General features: G+C 43.9%; 10 protein-coding genes. 2 read left to right on the top strand and 8 right to left on the bottom strand.

Annotated features, from left to right (window positions below):
* Positions 1–178: 178 nt before the first annotated feature.
* The 5 genes from VB732_RS10535 to VB732_RS10515 form a co-directional block, all read right to left on the bottom strand.
* A complete protein-coding gene (locus tag VB732_RS10535; RefSeq protein ID WP_323230776.1) occupies positions 179–652 on the bottom strand; it encodes a hypothetical protein in 474 nt (157 codons plus the stop codon).
* 199 nt (positions 653–851) lie between these two features.
* Complete coding sequence (locus VB732_RS10530) at positions 852–4025, bottom strand: efflux RND transporter permease subunit (protein ID WP_323230775.1); 3174 nt, start codon at positions 4023–4025, stop codon at positions 852–854.
* A gap of 362 nt (positions 4026–4387) precedes the next feature.
* Positions 4388–5737, bottom strand: coding sequence for an efflux RND transporter periplasmic adaptor subunit (locus tag VB732_RS10525; protein WP_323230774.1), 1350 nt, complete (start codon positions 5735–5737; stop codon positions 4388–4390).
* 629 nt (positions 5738–6366) lie between these two features.
* Entirely contained in the window at positions 6367–8079 is a 1713-nt protein-coding gene (locus VB732_RS10520; RefSeq protein ID WP_323230773.1) for a diflavin flavoprotein, read from the bottom strand.
* A 158-nt stretch (positions 8080–8237) separates the two neighbouring features.
* Positions 8238–9962, bottom strand: a complete 1725-nt coding sequence (locus tag VB732_RS10515) for a diflavin flavoprotein (RefSeq protein WP_323230772.1) — start codon at positions 9960–9962, stop codon at positions 8238–8240.
* A 161-nt stretch (positions 9963–10123) separates the two neighbouring features.
* On the opposite strand from VB732_RS10515, the gene VB732_RS10510 reads away from it, so the two are divergent.
* Positions 10124–10936: a pantothenate kinase gene (locus VB732_RS10510; protein ID WP_323230827.1), complete on the top strand. Its 813-nt coding sequence runs from the start codon at positions 10124–10126 to the stop codon at positions 10934–10936.
* A 26-nt stretch (positions 10937–10962) separates the two neighbouring features.
* Here the strand turns inward: VB732_RS10510 and VB732_RS10505 are convergent, their stop codons facing one another.
* The 3 genes from VB732_RS10505 to VB732_RS10495 form a co-directional block, all read right to left on the bottom strand.
* On the bottom strand, positions 10963–12417 hold the full coding sequence (locus VB732_RS10505; RefSeq protein ID WP_323230771.1) for an amidohydrolase: 1455 nt from the start codon (positions 12415–12417) through the stop codon (positions 10963–10965).
* Positions 12418–12592: 175 nt separating this feature from the next.
* Positions 12593–13405: an alpha/beta hydrolase gene (locus VB732_RS10500; protein ID WP_323230770.1), complete on the bottom strand. Its 813-nt coding sequence runs from the start codon at positions 13403–13405 to the stop codon at positions 12593–12595.
* 191 nt (positions 13406–13596) lie between these two features.
* Positions 13597–14091, bottom strand: a complete 495-nt coding sequence (locus VB732_RS10495; protein ID WP_323230769.1) for an NUDIX hydrolase — start codon at positions 14089–14091, stop codon at positions 13597–13599.
* 361 nt (positions 14092–14452) lie between these two features.
* Here VB732_RS10495 and VB732_RS10490 point away from each other — a divergent pair, with 361 nt between their 5' ends.
* Entirely contained in the window at positions 14453–15034 is a 582-nt protein-coding gene (locus tag VB732_RS10490) for a PEP-CTERM sorting domain-containing protein (RefSeq protein ID WP_323230768.1), read from the top strand.
* The last annotated feature ends 316 nt before the right edge of the window (positions 15035–15350 follow it).

Here is a 15350-nt window from a genome sequence, read left to right as displayed (position 1 = left end):
TTGAGGCTCAAAAATGCCCTGGCGACTAGAAGTCGCGGCTACACAGACAAAACCCGCCTGCGCGGGTTTCAAAAATCTTTGGATACAAAACGCAAAAAGGGCATAACATTGTTATGCCCCTACAAATTTATGTGTATTTTACCAAGTTGACAACTGGTATAGTTGCCTGTTTTAAGCTTTAACTAACTGGGACTTCGGGTTGCTTTTTCTTAGAACGGCGGTTAAACCTGCGTCCCATCTCATCAATTACTGCATCTAAACCTGCAACATCACCGCTAGCTTTGGCATAACTATAAACTGCTAATGCTGCTGCATAAGCTTCGCTAGCAGCAGTTATACAGGTATCATCTACCAATTCTTGCAGTTGGGTTAGAGACAACAGCACCGGATACAAGTCCTCGTATATTTCCAAGTCTCGGCGCATTTCTTCTAAATCAAAGTAACGAGGCAAAAAGTTAGGGTTCTGTGTCGCCACTTCTAAAGCTTTGCTGACAAAAGCTCGACTTTTATCTCCCATCTTCAGCATTGTTCGCCGATCTTCAGGGGTCAAATCAACCAAAAACGGTAACTTTTCTCTAATTGTAGCGATCGCCTGCATGACTGTTTCTTTATCTGCTGGGGATAGGCTGGCACTGATACGATTTTCTGCCATTTTTAATACTCCTTTAGGGCACTTAATTTCAGTATTCCCAAAGTTATAGAGGCGATCGCTATTATTAATAGGTAATCAACAGAGTTTTATCCTCTGGGATTGCTTACCTACACTACCTTTCGGTCGCAATGACAAATTTTGCTGGCGTAAGTCCTGAATCTATGAAGTTTTTTGACGATTTCCCTACAAAGTCGATACCCTAGTTAGTAAGTAGTTTGTCTGGCTTTTTTGCATCTGGCGATCGCAGCGATTTCCGCCCAGAAAGATCGTACAGTAAACCCATAAGTGCGGGTACAACAGTAGGAGTCAAAATCGTAGAAAAAGCCAGTCCTCCTGTTAAGACAATGCCTAACCCCTGATATAACTCTGAACCTTGACCTGGTAGAACTGCTAGCGGTAACATCCCCAACACACTAGTTCCAGCAGACATGAAAATCGCCCGTAAGCGATCGCTTGTCGCATTATATAAGGATGCATCAAAATCTTCACCTGCTTGCTGGAGTTGCAAGGCGCGATCGACCAGTAGAATGGCGTTGTTAACAACCACACCTGTAAGGATCACAAATCCCAAGGCTGTAATCATATCCAATGCCACATTCATTCCCGGAATCATGTTAGCAATCACTAGGCTCAATAGTGCGCCACTCATACCCATCGGCACTGTTGCCATAATCACCACTGGGTACAGGAACGAGCGATATAACGCCACCAGTAACAAATAAGTAATCAAAATCGAAAATGCAAATGCAGCAGCTAATTGACTAACAGTTGTTGCTAACTGATCTGCTGAACCTGCCAGTTCTAGACGATAGCCTGTTGGTAAACTAGCACGCAGAGGAGTCAGAATTTCTTCTTCGGTACGTTCTACCAGCGTAGCAAGAGGGGCATCGGGTGCAAGGGAGACAGTGAGGCTAATTGAACGCTCCAAATTGACGTGGTTAATGGCATCGGCTCCCGTTGTTTCCACGACTTCAGCAACATCGCCCAGTTGCACTTGTCGTCCTTGTGCATATAGAGGCAATTGGCGCAGTTGTTCTGGCGTTTCCACGGCAGTATTTTGTAGTTCCACCGAGACATCTAATTCATTTTTGCCATCAATGTAATTGGAGGCAACTTTACCACCCAATGCTGCTTCTACCATTGAACCAATTTCTGCTTCCGATAGTCCGACTTCGGCGATGCGTTCGCGGTTGGGAATCACTTGTAATTCACCTGCACCCAAGACAAAGTTTGAGCGGACATTCTGAACCCCTGGAAGCGATCGCAATTTGCCGGTAATTTGCTTTTCTAAGTCACCAATTTGGTTTAAATCAGCGCCAACAATATCGACTTCAAATTCTTTACCCGGATCGCGGAAGATAGAAATCCGGGTCGGGATTATAAAACGGTATCCAGCAAAGTTACTACTTTGGGCGCGTAACCGATCCACCATTTCGGCGAGTCCGGTAGTGGTGGCAAATTCTGGTTTTAAAATAGTCGCAATCCCGCGCAGTGCGCCTGGACGATCAACGTACAGGATGCGATCAATTTCTGGTTGCGATCGCAGAAATTTTTGCACAGGTTCAGATTGCCGAATCGCTTCGGGTATACTGGTTCCCGGCAAAGGTTCCGCCCGCAATACAACTAAGTTACGATTTCCTTCGGGTAGATAATCGGCAGGTGGTAAGAGAAATATACTAGTTACGAGTAAAACAATCGGAATCGATAGCACAATTAATCTGCGACCGACACGCTTACGTCCCAGTGACCAACTGACGGTAGCGGCGAGAAAGTTTTCCAGTTTGGTTTGGAAATGACGAAACACCGCAGAGGTTTTAGCTACCATTCGCTCAAACCAATTACCGCCCCGATATTCTCCACCCTGCATCATTTGCATGGCTTCTGATTGTTTCAGGAACAAGCCCGATAGCATTGGGACTAAAGTTAATGCCGCAAACAGCGAGAATAGAGAAGAGGCAGAAAGAGCGATCGCCATATCGGTGTAGAGTTGCCCTGCTTCACCCGTCACCATTAATAGTGGTACAAATACCACTACGTTGGTTAAGGTGGAACCAAGCATTGCACCCCAGACTTCCTGAGTTCCTTCAATAGCTGCCCGCATGGCACTTTTGCCTTGCTGCATGTGGGTAAAGACATTTTCAATTACAACGATCGCATTATCTACGACCATACCCACTGCAAAGGCCAATCCCGCCAAACTGATAATGTTTAATGTGCGTCCAAACGCAGACATAACAATGAACACCATGATCAGTGTAGTGGGAATTGTAATTGCCACCACTGCAACGGTACGCATGGAGCCAAGGAACAGAACTAAGACGATGGTTGCTAATAGTGCCCCACTAACTAAGTTGCCTTGGACAAATGCAATGGATTGATTGATATACTGGCTTTCATCGTAGTTGTAGACAAATTGAATACCTTGGTTTTGCCGATCAAATTCAGTTTGGAGTGCGGTAATCTCTCTGCGGATGCCTTTAGCCACCTCTGGCACATTCGCCCCAATTTGCCGAATTACACCAATTGCTGTCCCAGGTTTGCCGTTGAACATCAAGGCGCTATCTTGGGGTTTGCGTCCCATCTGGACTGTTGCTACATCCCGCAAGTAAACAGTGCCCGATTGGTCGCGTCGTAGTACAAAGCCTTCAATTTGCGATAAATCTTGCGATCTGCTGATTGTGCGGACTCGATATTCCCGTCGTCCGAGAATTAATGGCCCACCCCGAATATCGCGGTTGTTTTCTTGAAGAACTCGGACTACATCACCAATTGCGAGGTTGCGATCGCTTAATGCTTTCGGATCAACCTTCACCTCGACTTCTCGTTCTTGTCCACCCACTAACAAAAATTGTCCAGTTCCCTCGACTCGCCGCAAACGGGGAATTACCACTTCTTCTGCTAAGTCTCGATAACGGTCTGCATCCGGTTGAGATCCTTCTTTGGTATCAAACGGAATCCACATCATCGGAGAACTGTTACCACCCACCAGTTCTACACTCGATTCCTGTGCTTCTGGAGGCAAGCTTCCTACCTGCTGTAAGCGGTTGAGAACATCTACCATCCGTTCTCTGGCGTTGGCATTTTGAGCAAATTCCAAAGTGATGCTGCTGCGTCCAGCGCGAGAAGTACTGCTAATTTCTTGAACACCTAGCACCTCTTCCATCTGTTCTTCGATGGGGCGGGTAATTAGGTCTTCTACTTCTGTTGGCCCTGCGCCTGGATAGGTAGTTGTGATCGTAATTTCAGGGCGATCGCCTCCTGGTTGCAATTCTAGGGGTAAGTTTAGTAGAGAGAATACCCCAAACATTGCTAGCAAGCAAAACAAAACAAAAGTTCCATGTCGCCAACGAACGGCGGTTTCAATAAAGTTCATATTAATTGGTAATTCAGAAAGTCATATTTAAAATGCAATACGGTTCAGTTAATCCTTCACTATTTGTTAAAGTAAATTTTTTAACGAACCGCAAAGGACGCAAAGAACGCAAAGGAAGAGAAGAAGAAAGAAATTCCTAACTGAACTGTATTAATTTAAAATGGGTTTCCAGTATTTTGAAAAAAAGGTTAAAGGAGAAAGAGACGATTCTTCCTCTTTAACCGACTTCTGCAAGAAGTCTATGGAAGCTTGGTACAACCTATGTTTTAACCAACTTTGGGGGTTTAAATCCCCGTCACAAAACGTAATTGCGTTAGCGTAGCGGGGCGTAGCCCATTGCGAATTGCGAATTGCGAATTGTTTTAAGTTGGATCAACTACCTTTACAGGCGCACCATCTTGCAATCCATCACCGCCACGTAGCACAATGCGTTGACCGGTGCGTAAAGTGGGATGATAAATTGCGACATTTTTACCCATGTCAGAAACCATCTCGACTGGAATTTGTTTAGCTTTGCCATCTGCAACTGCAAAAACTAGCCACTCGTTTTGTCTTCTGGTTAATGCATCTCGTGATACCACAAAGCTGGAGCGATTCGAGGGCATATTTAAGTTACCTGCGATCGCCATTCCTGGTATTAATCCTGATGGGGGTTTGTTAATTTGGACACGCACCATCTGGCGACGAGAGGCTGTATTGGCAGAAGGGACTACAGCAGTGATGGTGGCGCGTTGTTTCCATTGCGGTAGGGCGCGAGTTGTGAGATCGATTGTCATCCCTGGCGTAACTTTACCACTGAGTTCTTCTGGTAACTCTAGGAAAATATCGAAGCGATCGCCTGCTACTAAGGTGACAATTTGACCAGAACTTTGGACTAAATCACCGTTACTGATATGACGAGTCTGCACTATTCCCGATTCCGATGCCAGAATTCGCGTGCGCTGCCGGGCTAATTCTGCTTGAGCTAAAGTAGCTTTCGCTGCTTCTACATTTGCCCGTTGAGCGGCGATTTCTTCTTGAATCGGCCCAGCTTTCGCTTCAGCAAGTTCTGCCTCGGCTTCTAACCGTTCTCCCTGAATGCTATTCAATTGTGCTTGAGCTTCCACTAACAATCTTTGAGATAAAGCACCCTCTTTGACAAGATCGCTAGTCCGTTTCAGGTTATCCCGTGCTTCCAGTTCTCGCGCCTTCGCAGATGTAACAGCCGCTTGCCGTTGAGCAATAATTTCAGGACGAGTACCGACTTCCAAACGTGCTAGATTGCTCCGTTGCTGTGCCAGTTGCGCTCTTGCTTGGCTAATTGCCAATTGCTGGTCGGTATCATCCAGTAAAGCGATCGCCATTCCTACTTTCACGCGATCGCCTGGTTGCACTGAAATTTGCTTGACAATTCCACTAGTTTGAGCGCGGATTGTTGATTGCTGAGTGGCTTCTACTTGTCCCAACAACTGGACACTTCTTGTAGCGCTTCCAGTTTGCAGAGAGATTGTTTCAATTGGTTTTGGAGGTGGCCCTTGCTGCTGTGCAACAGAAGAACGTGGTGCGCCACCAGGAGCAAGCATCCGCCAAAGGATAATGCCACCGGTTGCCAGAAATAAAATCAGCAATCTCCAGAACCAAGGTTTACCCGAACGAGTAGGTGGTAATTCAGAAGGCACAGAACTATCTGATTGGGTTTCAACCGTTGAAACTTGAGTTTCGGAGGTATCCATAGCGATTAACGGTAGGCTACTGAGGGTTAAGGGCTAACGATTAATCGTTGAAAGTGAACAATGAATCATCAAATGTTCGCTTTCAACAGTCAATTATTTAGATAAAAGTAAAATTACGTTACCTTTTTTGTATTTTATTGGATAAATATGACAAAGAAATGTCAAAGATAGTTATAATTATGTCCCCGATTGCTTGTTCGCAGGTAAAACAACGTGAGTTCGATGAACCTCTCTCTGCGTTGAACTAAAGTTCAAGTTTCTCTCCGAGTTGGAGCTACGGTATACACACATCTGGGTACAGAATAGATCCTCCTAAATCCTCCTTAAAAAGGAGGACTTTGAGAGGTATTTGCTTTTTAAGAGGGGTTGGGGGATCAAAAGCCTGTAGCGCAACTCTAGAAGACTTGTCTGTACACCGTAGCCGAGTCGGAGAGGGAGGTTTTGTGTAGCAAAACCAAGGAGAGGTTTCAATATTTACATCAATTGGGTGATTACTATAAGCTAGGGTTGGAAATTTGCGATCGCCTAATCAAGATTCAAGTTGCACAATTAGGGCGGGTAAGATGCCCACCCCACAAGATATTGAGAAAATTTTAATGTGCAAATTAAATGTGTTTTAGCTTCACTGATTAATAATGAGTTGCCGACTTGCGATGATGTACGGCTGTGATGCCATCATTATCTAACAACTTGCCATTCTCGACAGTTGCATAAACCAGCCAATGGTCGCCAGATTCCATCCGATTTTGTACGGAACATTCTAGATATGCTAGGGCATCAGAAAGGATGGGAGAACCGTTTTCAGCTTCTTGGGCGGCGACATCAGCAAATCGGTCTTGTCCTGGGCCGAATGGTTTCAAGAAGTGCTTCATCAATCCCAAATGATTGCCTTCTTTAAGGATGTTGAGGACAAATTTGTTTCCTGTGTGCGTCAGTGTTTCTACTGCCCGTTCTTTAGCTACGGCTATGGTTAAACCAGGGGGATTAAAGCTAGCTTGAGATACCCAAGAGGCTAACATGGCACTGGAGCGATCGCCTTCTTTGGCAGTCAAAACGCACAAAGAACCGACAATGCGACCAACTGCTTGTTCTACAGTAGTAGCAGGAAGACTCTGCGATCGCACTTTCCTAGCTTTTTTCAAGGCTTGGGCAAAGTCAGTTCCGGCTTCTTCACACAATTGTAAGGTCGCATCGTCGGGTTTGAATTTTACGCGGATGGTGTCAAAACCAAACCGATAGCCAGCATCTTTTAATTTCCCTTCAATTAAATCAACTGCTTCCCCACTCCAGCCGAAGGAACCAAAAGCACCGGCGAGTTTATTGTTAGTAGCGGTGGATAAAACAATTCCTAAAGCTGTTTGCACAGGTGTCGGTGCATGGCCGCCAAGAGTTGGAGAACCGATGATAAAACCACCGGCTTTTTCTACAGCCGCCCGGATTTCTTCTGGTTCAGTAAATTCGCAATTAATCGATTCTACAGCGACACCAGCTTTTGTGATGCCACGAGCGATCGCTTGGGCTAATGTTGCCGTGTTTCCATAAGCTGACGCATAAATTAACGCTACTGTCAAGTCAGCAGATGTTTGTTGCTGACTCCATTGGCGATAAGCTTTGGTCAGGTCAATTAAGCCATAGCGTACCAAAGGCCCGTGTCCAGTGGCATACATTCTCACGGGGAAATCGGCTAGTTTCTCTAGTGCTGTTTCAACTTGACGGGCGTGGGGAGCCATGAGGCAATCAAAATAATAGCGTCGATCCTCGTTATATATTTCCCAGCCTTCATCAAATACCTGATCTCCACAAACATGCGCCCCAAATAACTTATCTGTGTACAGAATTTCTGTTTGCGGATCGTAGGTGCAAAGTTGATCTGCATAGCGAGGATTAGGGGTGGGAATAAATTCTAAATTATGCCCGTTGCCTAAATCTAGGGTTTCTTCGCCCCGCATGACCAGAATTTGCAAATCGGGATTTTCCAATGCCGCACGTAAATTAATCGCGCCTGGATTAGAACACACAAAGGTGATTTGCGGAGCAATTTCTAACAAAGCTTTTAAAGTTGCAACGCGGTTAGGATTTACGTGTCCTAAAATTACATAATCTAAATTTTCGAGATGGAAACGCTGCTGCAAAGCTTCTAAATAAATTTCTGTAAACGTTTCCCCTGGAGGATCGATAATAGCGGTTTTCTCGCTTTCGATTAAATAAGAATTAGCAGTTGTACCCTTGGCGAGAGCATATTCAATTTCAAATCTGAGCCTTGACCAACTGCGCGATCGCAGTATTCTTGTATCTGTAGCTATTGGATAAACTTGAACATCACGAGGTTTATTTGTTGACATGGCTTTGTTGGGGATTGGGGATTGGGGATTAGGTACTGGGGATTGGGTGCTGTAGAACTAGTTACCACTAAACGGTATAAGGGGCAATAGGGATTATTAAGATTGGATATTGAAAACTTTTTCTCAGTCCCTAGCCCCTAGTCCCCAATCCCTAGTCCCTAATAATGATTACCAACTTTGCGGTGATGCACAGCAGTTAAAGCATCGGGTTTAGAAACTCGTCCAGCATAGACGGTGCTGTATACTGCCCAATGGTCGCCACAATCCATTCTACTGACGACTTCGCACTCCATATAAGCGAGGGCATCGTTGAGGATAGGCGCACCATTTTCGGCTGGTTGGGTTCTCACTCCTTGAAAGCGATCGGCACCGGGGGCGAACCGTTTCAAAAAGTGCTTCATCAGGGGTTGGAAATTACCTTCTTCTAAGATGTTGAGAACAAAGCGATCGCCTACTTGCATGAGTGATTCAATTGCCCGATCTTTGGCGACTGCAATGGAAAATCCCAAGGGTTTGAAGCTAGCTTGAGCAACCCAGGAGGCTAACATCGCACTGGAAACATCGCCTTTTTTGGCGGTGATGATATACAACCCGCCACTGATTCTCCCTAATGCTTTATCTAAGTCAGCACCAAGAGATTTCATGGCTTTGATACTGCGATCGCGTGTTACCCATTGAGCTAAGTCTGTACCCGCTTCTTCACACAGCTTGTAGGTATTTTCTGTAGGCGCTTCTTTAATCCGAATCGCTGGAAAAACTGTTATTAAACCCAAATTACGGAATTTACTCAGCAAAGGATCTATCGGTTCATCATCGCCACCACCACTTTCAAACACGCCGATGGCTTGCTTTTCTTTGGCAGATCCTAAAACTGTGCTGAGTGCAGATTGGATACTCGCAGCCCCAGAAGCCGGGGGTAAACCAACAATTAGCCCTGCACAACGGCTAACTAGTTCCCGCAGTTCTTGTAAATCGACTTCAGAACCCAAATCGACAATTTCCACAGCGACACCGGTTTTACCGATACCGTTGGCAATTGCTTGCGCGAGGCGATCGCTATATCCGTATTCGGAAACGTAAAATATCCCAATCACCGTTTCTGGTTTGGTTTGGGTTTGACTCCAAGTGCGGTAACGTCCAACTAGTTCCTCAACGTTGTGAGATAACAATGGGCCGTGTCCTGTGGCAATCATGTCGATGGTTTTCAGTTCCCCCATCCGCTTCAGGGCAGACAAAACCGACCGCGCATTTGGCCCCATCAAGCAATCGTAATAGTAATGAAAGTCTTCTTCGATCGCTGCCAAGTCTTCATCAAAGGTGCTATCTGAGCAATAGTGCAGCCCAAAAGCGTCGCAGGTGTAGAGAGTTTTAGTTTTGTGATCGAAGCTGAAAATAGTATCCGGCCAATGTAAATTGGGAGCAATCACGAATTCAAATTCATGACCATTACCTAAATCTAAGCGATCGCCATTTTTCACAATTCGCCGTTTGAATGGCTGATGTACGAAATCCTCAAGAAACTGAATCGCCACCTTAGAACCGACAACGGTTATTTCTGGAGCCATAAGCAACAAGTCTTTAACTAAACCGCTATGGTCTGGCTCGGTGTGACTGATAATCAAATAATCAATATCTGTTGGGTTGATTAGTCCGGTAAGCGTATCGAAGTATAGTTGACGAAACTTTTCGTGGGAGGTATCAACTAAAGCAATCTGCTCCCCACGGATGAGAAACGAGTTATAGGTGGTACCATTTTGCAGACCAAACTCAATATCGAAGCGATCGCGATCCCAATCCAAAGAGCGAATAGCCGTCGTCTCTTGAGCGATTTCCACAGTCTGTATGGTGAGCCGTTTTTCAGTTTTTTCGGTGAGTGCTACCATAACTCCCCTCCTTGACACAATGAGTATTTGTTCCTCTTGTTTTATTGTGACACGGGATGAATGTTAATTTTTATTAAAAAACCTATGACTGACTTAAAAAAGTTAAAAGTGTGAAACCACAGAGGCACAGAGAAGCCAGTGCGTTGGGCGGGTTCCCCGACTTGAAGCAACTGGCGCGACACAGAGAGGAAATTTGGTTAGCGTTGGAAATTGGGAACTCTCGCCTGCATTGGGCGTTGTTTGTTGGTGAGACGCTTTACTCAGCCTGGGATACCGACTATCTACTTGAGTCTGTCATACAACAGTTAGCTGAATGTCAAACCCTGAATGATTTACTAGAAAAAATTTTTCCACAAGGTGAATCTCTAAAAAACACTCTGCCCCTCTGTCCTCTCGTCGTCGCCTCTGTAGTTCCCAGCCAAACTGCTATTTGGCAAACTTACCCAAATACTCGCGTTATTACATTAGAGCAAGTACCACTAAAAGGTGTTTATCCCACACTAGGAATTGACCGAGCTTTAGCTTTGTGGGGCGCGGGGAAAACTTGGGGTTTTCCAATATTGGTAATTGATGCTGGGACAGCGCTAACTTTTACGGCTGCGGATGCGAATGAATGTCTAGTTGGAGGTGCAATTTTGCCGGGATTAGGTTTGCAGTTTGCAACTCTCGGTCAACAGACAGGACAATTACCATTAGTGGAAATGCAAAACTTTCCGTCTCTACCACCACGTTTTGCTCTCAATACTACAGAAGCTATTCAAAGCGGAGTTATTTACACTATTTTGGCTGGAATTAAAGATTTTGTTGAAGCCTGGTTGCAATTATTTCCTAATGGGAAGATTGCGATTAAAGGAGGCGATCGCACTCTCTTAATCAACTATCTACAAGCCTTATATCCTGAAATCCCAGCACGCTTAATTGTGGAACCAAATTTGATTTTTTGGGGAATGCGAGAAATAGTAAAACTGCTCTAAGTTAGACCCAGAGCAGCTTAGATTGATCAATTAGAAGTTCGGAATTGAGCTTTGATTCTCTGAGCGATGGAAGTAGCTTCACGGCGAATCCTCTCAGGGTCAACCGTGAGCATCCTACGTTTTTCCATTAGAACTTGGCCATTTACAATCACAGTATCAACATCTTGAGAATCTGCTGCATAAACAAGATGCGAGATGACATCGTAAAGCGGCAGCAAGTGTGGTTCTTTAAGTTGGACTTGAATTAAGTCTGCTTGAAGTCCTACCTTAATCGCACCAATTTTATCTGATAATCCAAGTGCTTCAGCACCGCCAAGTGTTGCCATACGCAAAACTGTCTTAGCCGGTACAGCAGTAGGATCTAGGGTAGTCCCTTTATGGATGAGGGCGGTGAGGCGAATTGCCTTCCACATATCAAGAACGTTGTTCGATGCGGCTCCATCCGTACCTAAACCAACCTTAACTCCCGCTTTCAGCATCGCCGGAATCGGCGCAAAGCCAGAAGCCAATTTCAAATTAGAGTCAGGATTGTGGATAACACCAACACCACGTTTGGCTAGCAGGGCGATTTCACTTTCGTTAGGCCAGACAACGTGTGCGGCAAATACACGCGGCTCAAGGAAGCCAAGATTTTCTAGATGTTTTACTGGGGTTGCGTTGTAGCGTTCCTGAACATCTTGAACTTCAGCTTGTGTCTCTGCAAGGTGAATCGTCAGTGGGACATCATAATTACGCGCAGCCTGGATAGCCTGGACAAGATGCTCTGGTGAGACGGTGTAGGGAGCGTGGGGAGCAAGAGCTGGCATTATACGTTCGTTCTTGCCTTTCCAACGTTTGAGAAAATCGATCGATGAGGCAAAGGCATCATCCCATCCTTGGAAACCAGGGCTGGGAAAATCTATTGACGAGGGCGCAATAATGGCGCGTAAGCCGCATTCCTTAACCACGTTGGCAGCGACATCTGGCTCAAAGTACATATCAACAAATGTTGTTGTACCACCGCGTATCATTTCCCAGCAAGCAAGCTGTTCGCCAACGCGGACAAAATTTTCATCAACGAACTTCCCTTCTGCTGGAAAAATGTAATTCTCTAGCCAATCTTGTAACGCTAAGTCATCTGCAAGACCGCGAAACAGAACCATTGCTGAGTGAGAGTGACCATTGACAAGACCCGGCATCAGCACCATACCGTCGCCTGGCAGTGTCCTGTCGGCTCTGTAAGATGCCATGATTTTGTATTGCGTGTCTACTGCAACAATCTTGCCATCCCTGATAGCGATCGCGCCATTCTCAATCACAGGCTGTGCTTCGTTCATCGTAACGATGAAATCGCCACCTACAATAAGTTGTACTCTTTGCTTGCCTGGAGTACCAAAATGATAGTTACTCTGAGCAATAACTACCTGACTGGAAAAGACCAACAATGTGGTGCAGACAAAAATAACTAGTAGTTTATAGTATTTCGTCAGATGATATTTCACACAAAATATCCTTGTTGAATTTTGATTGTGACTTTATCATCCGTCTAATTGCTACCAATTTCACAATTAAAAATCGTGGTTTATACCAACTCATCTGTAAGAAATCTTCACAAATTGGTAGCCTGAAATATATCTGTTTTATTACTTTCAAAAAAGAAAAATGTTTATCTTTTTATCAATTCGCTTTAATAAAGTCCCGAATCTCGATCGCCACAACTCCAGCACAAGATTCTGGTAAGTCATTTCCGGCATGGGCAATCATTTTTAACTCGACTTTCGGCATCAGTTGAGTATAAACCCGGCTCTTGGCTAGAGCATCTGGTGTATCTTGACCACCTTGTAAAATAAAAGTCGGCGCATCTATCATGTAAAGCCGCTTTTGCACTAATTCCGCCTCAATTTCTGCTTGTCGCCGTTTGAAAAGTAATTGGCAAGCTATGGGGTAACGCAACAATTCCTGGCGTAACTGCAAGTCTTGGGCAATTTTCTCATGCCAACCCAGGATTTTAGTTAAGGGAATTAGCGATCGCAACAGTTTAGCTATTAGTGGTGGATAATTCAATAATCGCCGCATCTTTCGGCAATACTCTTCTTGCCCTACTATCTCAACGCCCTCTGGTGCAAGTAATACCAAACCATCAACTTTCTCTGGGTACTTTAAAGCATAGCTAGCAGCAATCCAACTACCAAGAGAATGCCCTACTAAATAGACTTTTTCTAGCTTGACAGCTTGCAAAAACTCAGATAAGCACTCTACTTGTAAATCTATTGAATGATGGATATTCGGATTTTCTGACTCACCAAACCCTAATAAATCAGGTGCAAAGCAATGGAATTCTTGTGCAAGGGACTCCATCACAGACAACCATTGACTGCTTTCATTCCAAGCACCATGTAAAAAAATTATAGGAGTTTTTTCACCGACTTCACGCCAGAATATCAGCCCTTGAGAGAGCTTTATCCGCGAGTTACGGAATAATGTATTCATTTGAATTTAGTAGTTAACTTTTAGCACCATAATAAATAGTCATTGGTCATTGGTCATTTGTTTTGAAAAAATTTTAAACAGAGAAGTTTAAGCCGTTCGTGTAGCCTTTCGTAGAGAAGAGAGGCTAGAACTTTGGCAGCAAATGACAAAGAACCAATGACCAATGACAAGTGACCAATGATTATTTATTATTATGCCAGCGTTGTCAAACCATTCAAGTAGTCTTGCAACTGTCGAGTATGGTCGTGAGACATCTGTCCTGAAGGTAGCGAATTTGGAGAAAAAGCTTGGATTTCCATGACTTCCAAAGTATCTTGAATCTCCATTGTCCCATGCACCTCGGCTTCAACCACAACACAAATTGAATGGATTCTGGGATCGCGGTCTGGTGCGGAGTAAACTCCTACCAAACGATTAATTTTTACCAATTCTAGCCCCGTTTCCTCAATCAATTCCCGGCGGACTGTGTTAGGAATATCTTCTCCCCAATCCACCATCCCTCCAGGCAATGCCCAAAGACCATCATCGCGCCGCCGGATCAGTACTATCCGACCATCGGGTAAAATTGGGATGATACTAGTACCAGTAATAGGATGACGAAATATTACACCCAATACTGTTTGTCCAATACGCCATAAACTACGTGTGGACTGGACAGCTGCCGGAAAAAAAGCAATAACGTTCAATCTTCAAAATTTCTATGTTGTATTCGATATTTCTCTACCACTTACATAAACTCAATTCATAAAATTTTTATTGAGTTTTTTTTTATACAAAAATGTTTGTGGTTTGAGATTTTATTCTCACGATTTACGTAGAATATTCTTAATTCTAACATCAAGTTTCAACAGAAGCACTGTATTTATATATACATAGTATTTGTTAATTTAAAAAACTTTTTAGTTTATAACTAATATTAGCCTTGCCAAAACCAGCTATCATTAATATTTTTTCAGCACACTTTCCAAAAATTAATCTGAACAACTAAGTTTAAATTCTGAATTTTGACGAGGCAATTAAGTGGCATTTAAGATCGCCACTTAATTTTTGATAATTAAGCTTAATATACAAAAATCCTTTACAAAAACCGCGATCGCTTTTATCACGTCACAAGCGATCGCACAAACAACCTGTATGAGAAATCTAGCTGTACTATCTGCCATAGTCCTGGCCATCGCATCTGGATTGGTTTTCGGTACAATGCAAACCGCCTTTGCTTTAACTTGGAATTGGAATTATTCTGGTACTGGTATAGAGGCGATTGGTACTTTTATCACTGATAACACCCCTGACGATTTGGGTTTTTATCGAATTTTGGAAATTACTGGTACACGAAATGGTGAAACAATTACTGGGCTGCAACCTGTAGGAACTCCAATACCGGGAAACGAACCTTTTGATATTGACAATTTAATTAGTCTGAATACTCAGCAGTTAACTGGTGAGGGTTTTGGGTACTCTACATCAGGGGGAAACTATTCTAGTCCGCTTTTTTCTAGTGTCTTGCCAACACCAAGTTATTTAGAGGTTTTTTCTGCGCCACCACTGACACCAGGTTTCAAAAATTTTGGGAAGGAAGATAGTGAGTTACCTATTAGATTTTCTGCAACCATAATCACCGTACCTTAACCTACCTTTATCCTTAGCTTACTTATCCTCGCCGCTCAAAGGTAATAAGCCATCTAAAATTAACTGAGAATAAACTTGAAAAAGCTTCCTAAAATCACCAACAAAAGGTGTTGTGGCAAGGATAGGGAAAAATGGTGAATTTTGCTTGTATCTATTCCACTTTGCGTTAAATGATCAAGATGAAAGTAATTTATTCGGTTGAAGTCTAGCAAATACTGAATTTTATTAGTGGGATAGCTTCTTCATTTGTTTGTTCCAAAAACAACAACTAGTTAGGTAATTTACATCTCTTTGACGTATCTGATATCATGTCCGG

This window comes from Nostoc sp. UHCC 0252, from assembly GCF_034931145.1.
GTDB lineage: Bacteria > Cyanobacteriota > Cyanobacteriia > Cyanobacteriales > Nostocaceae > Nostoc.
The sequence above is the reverse complement of the archived record's forward strand: the minus strand, read 5'-3'. Positions and strand labels throughout refer to the sequence as shown.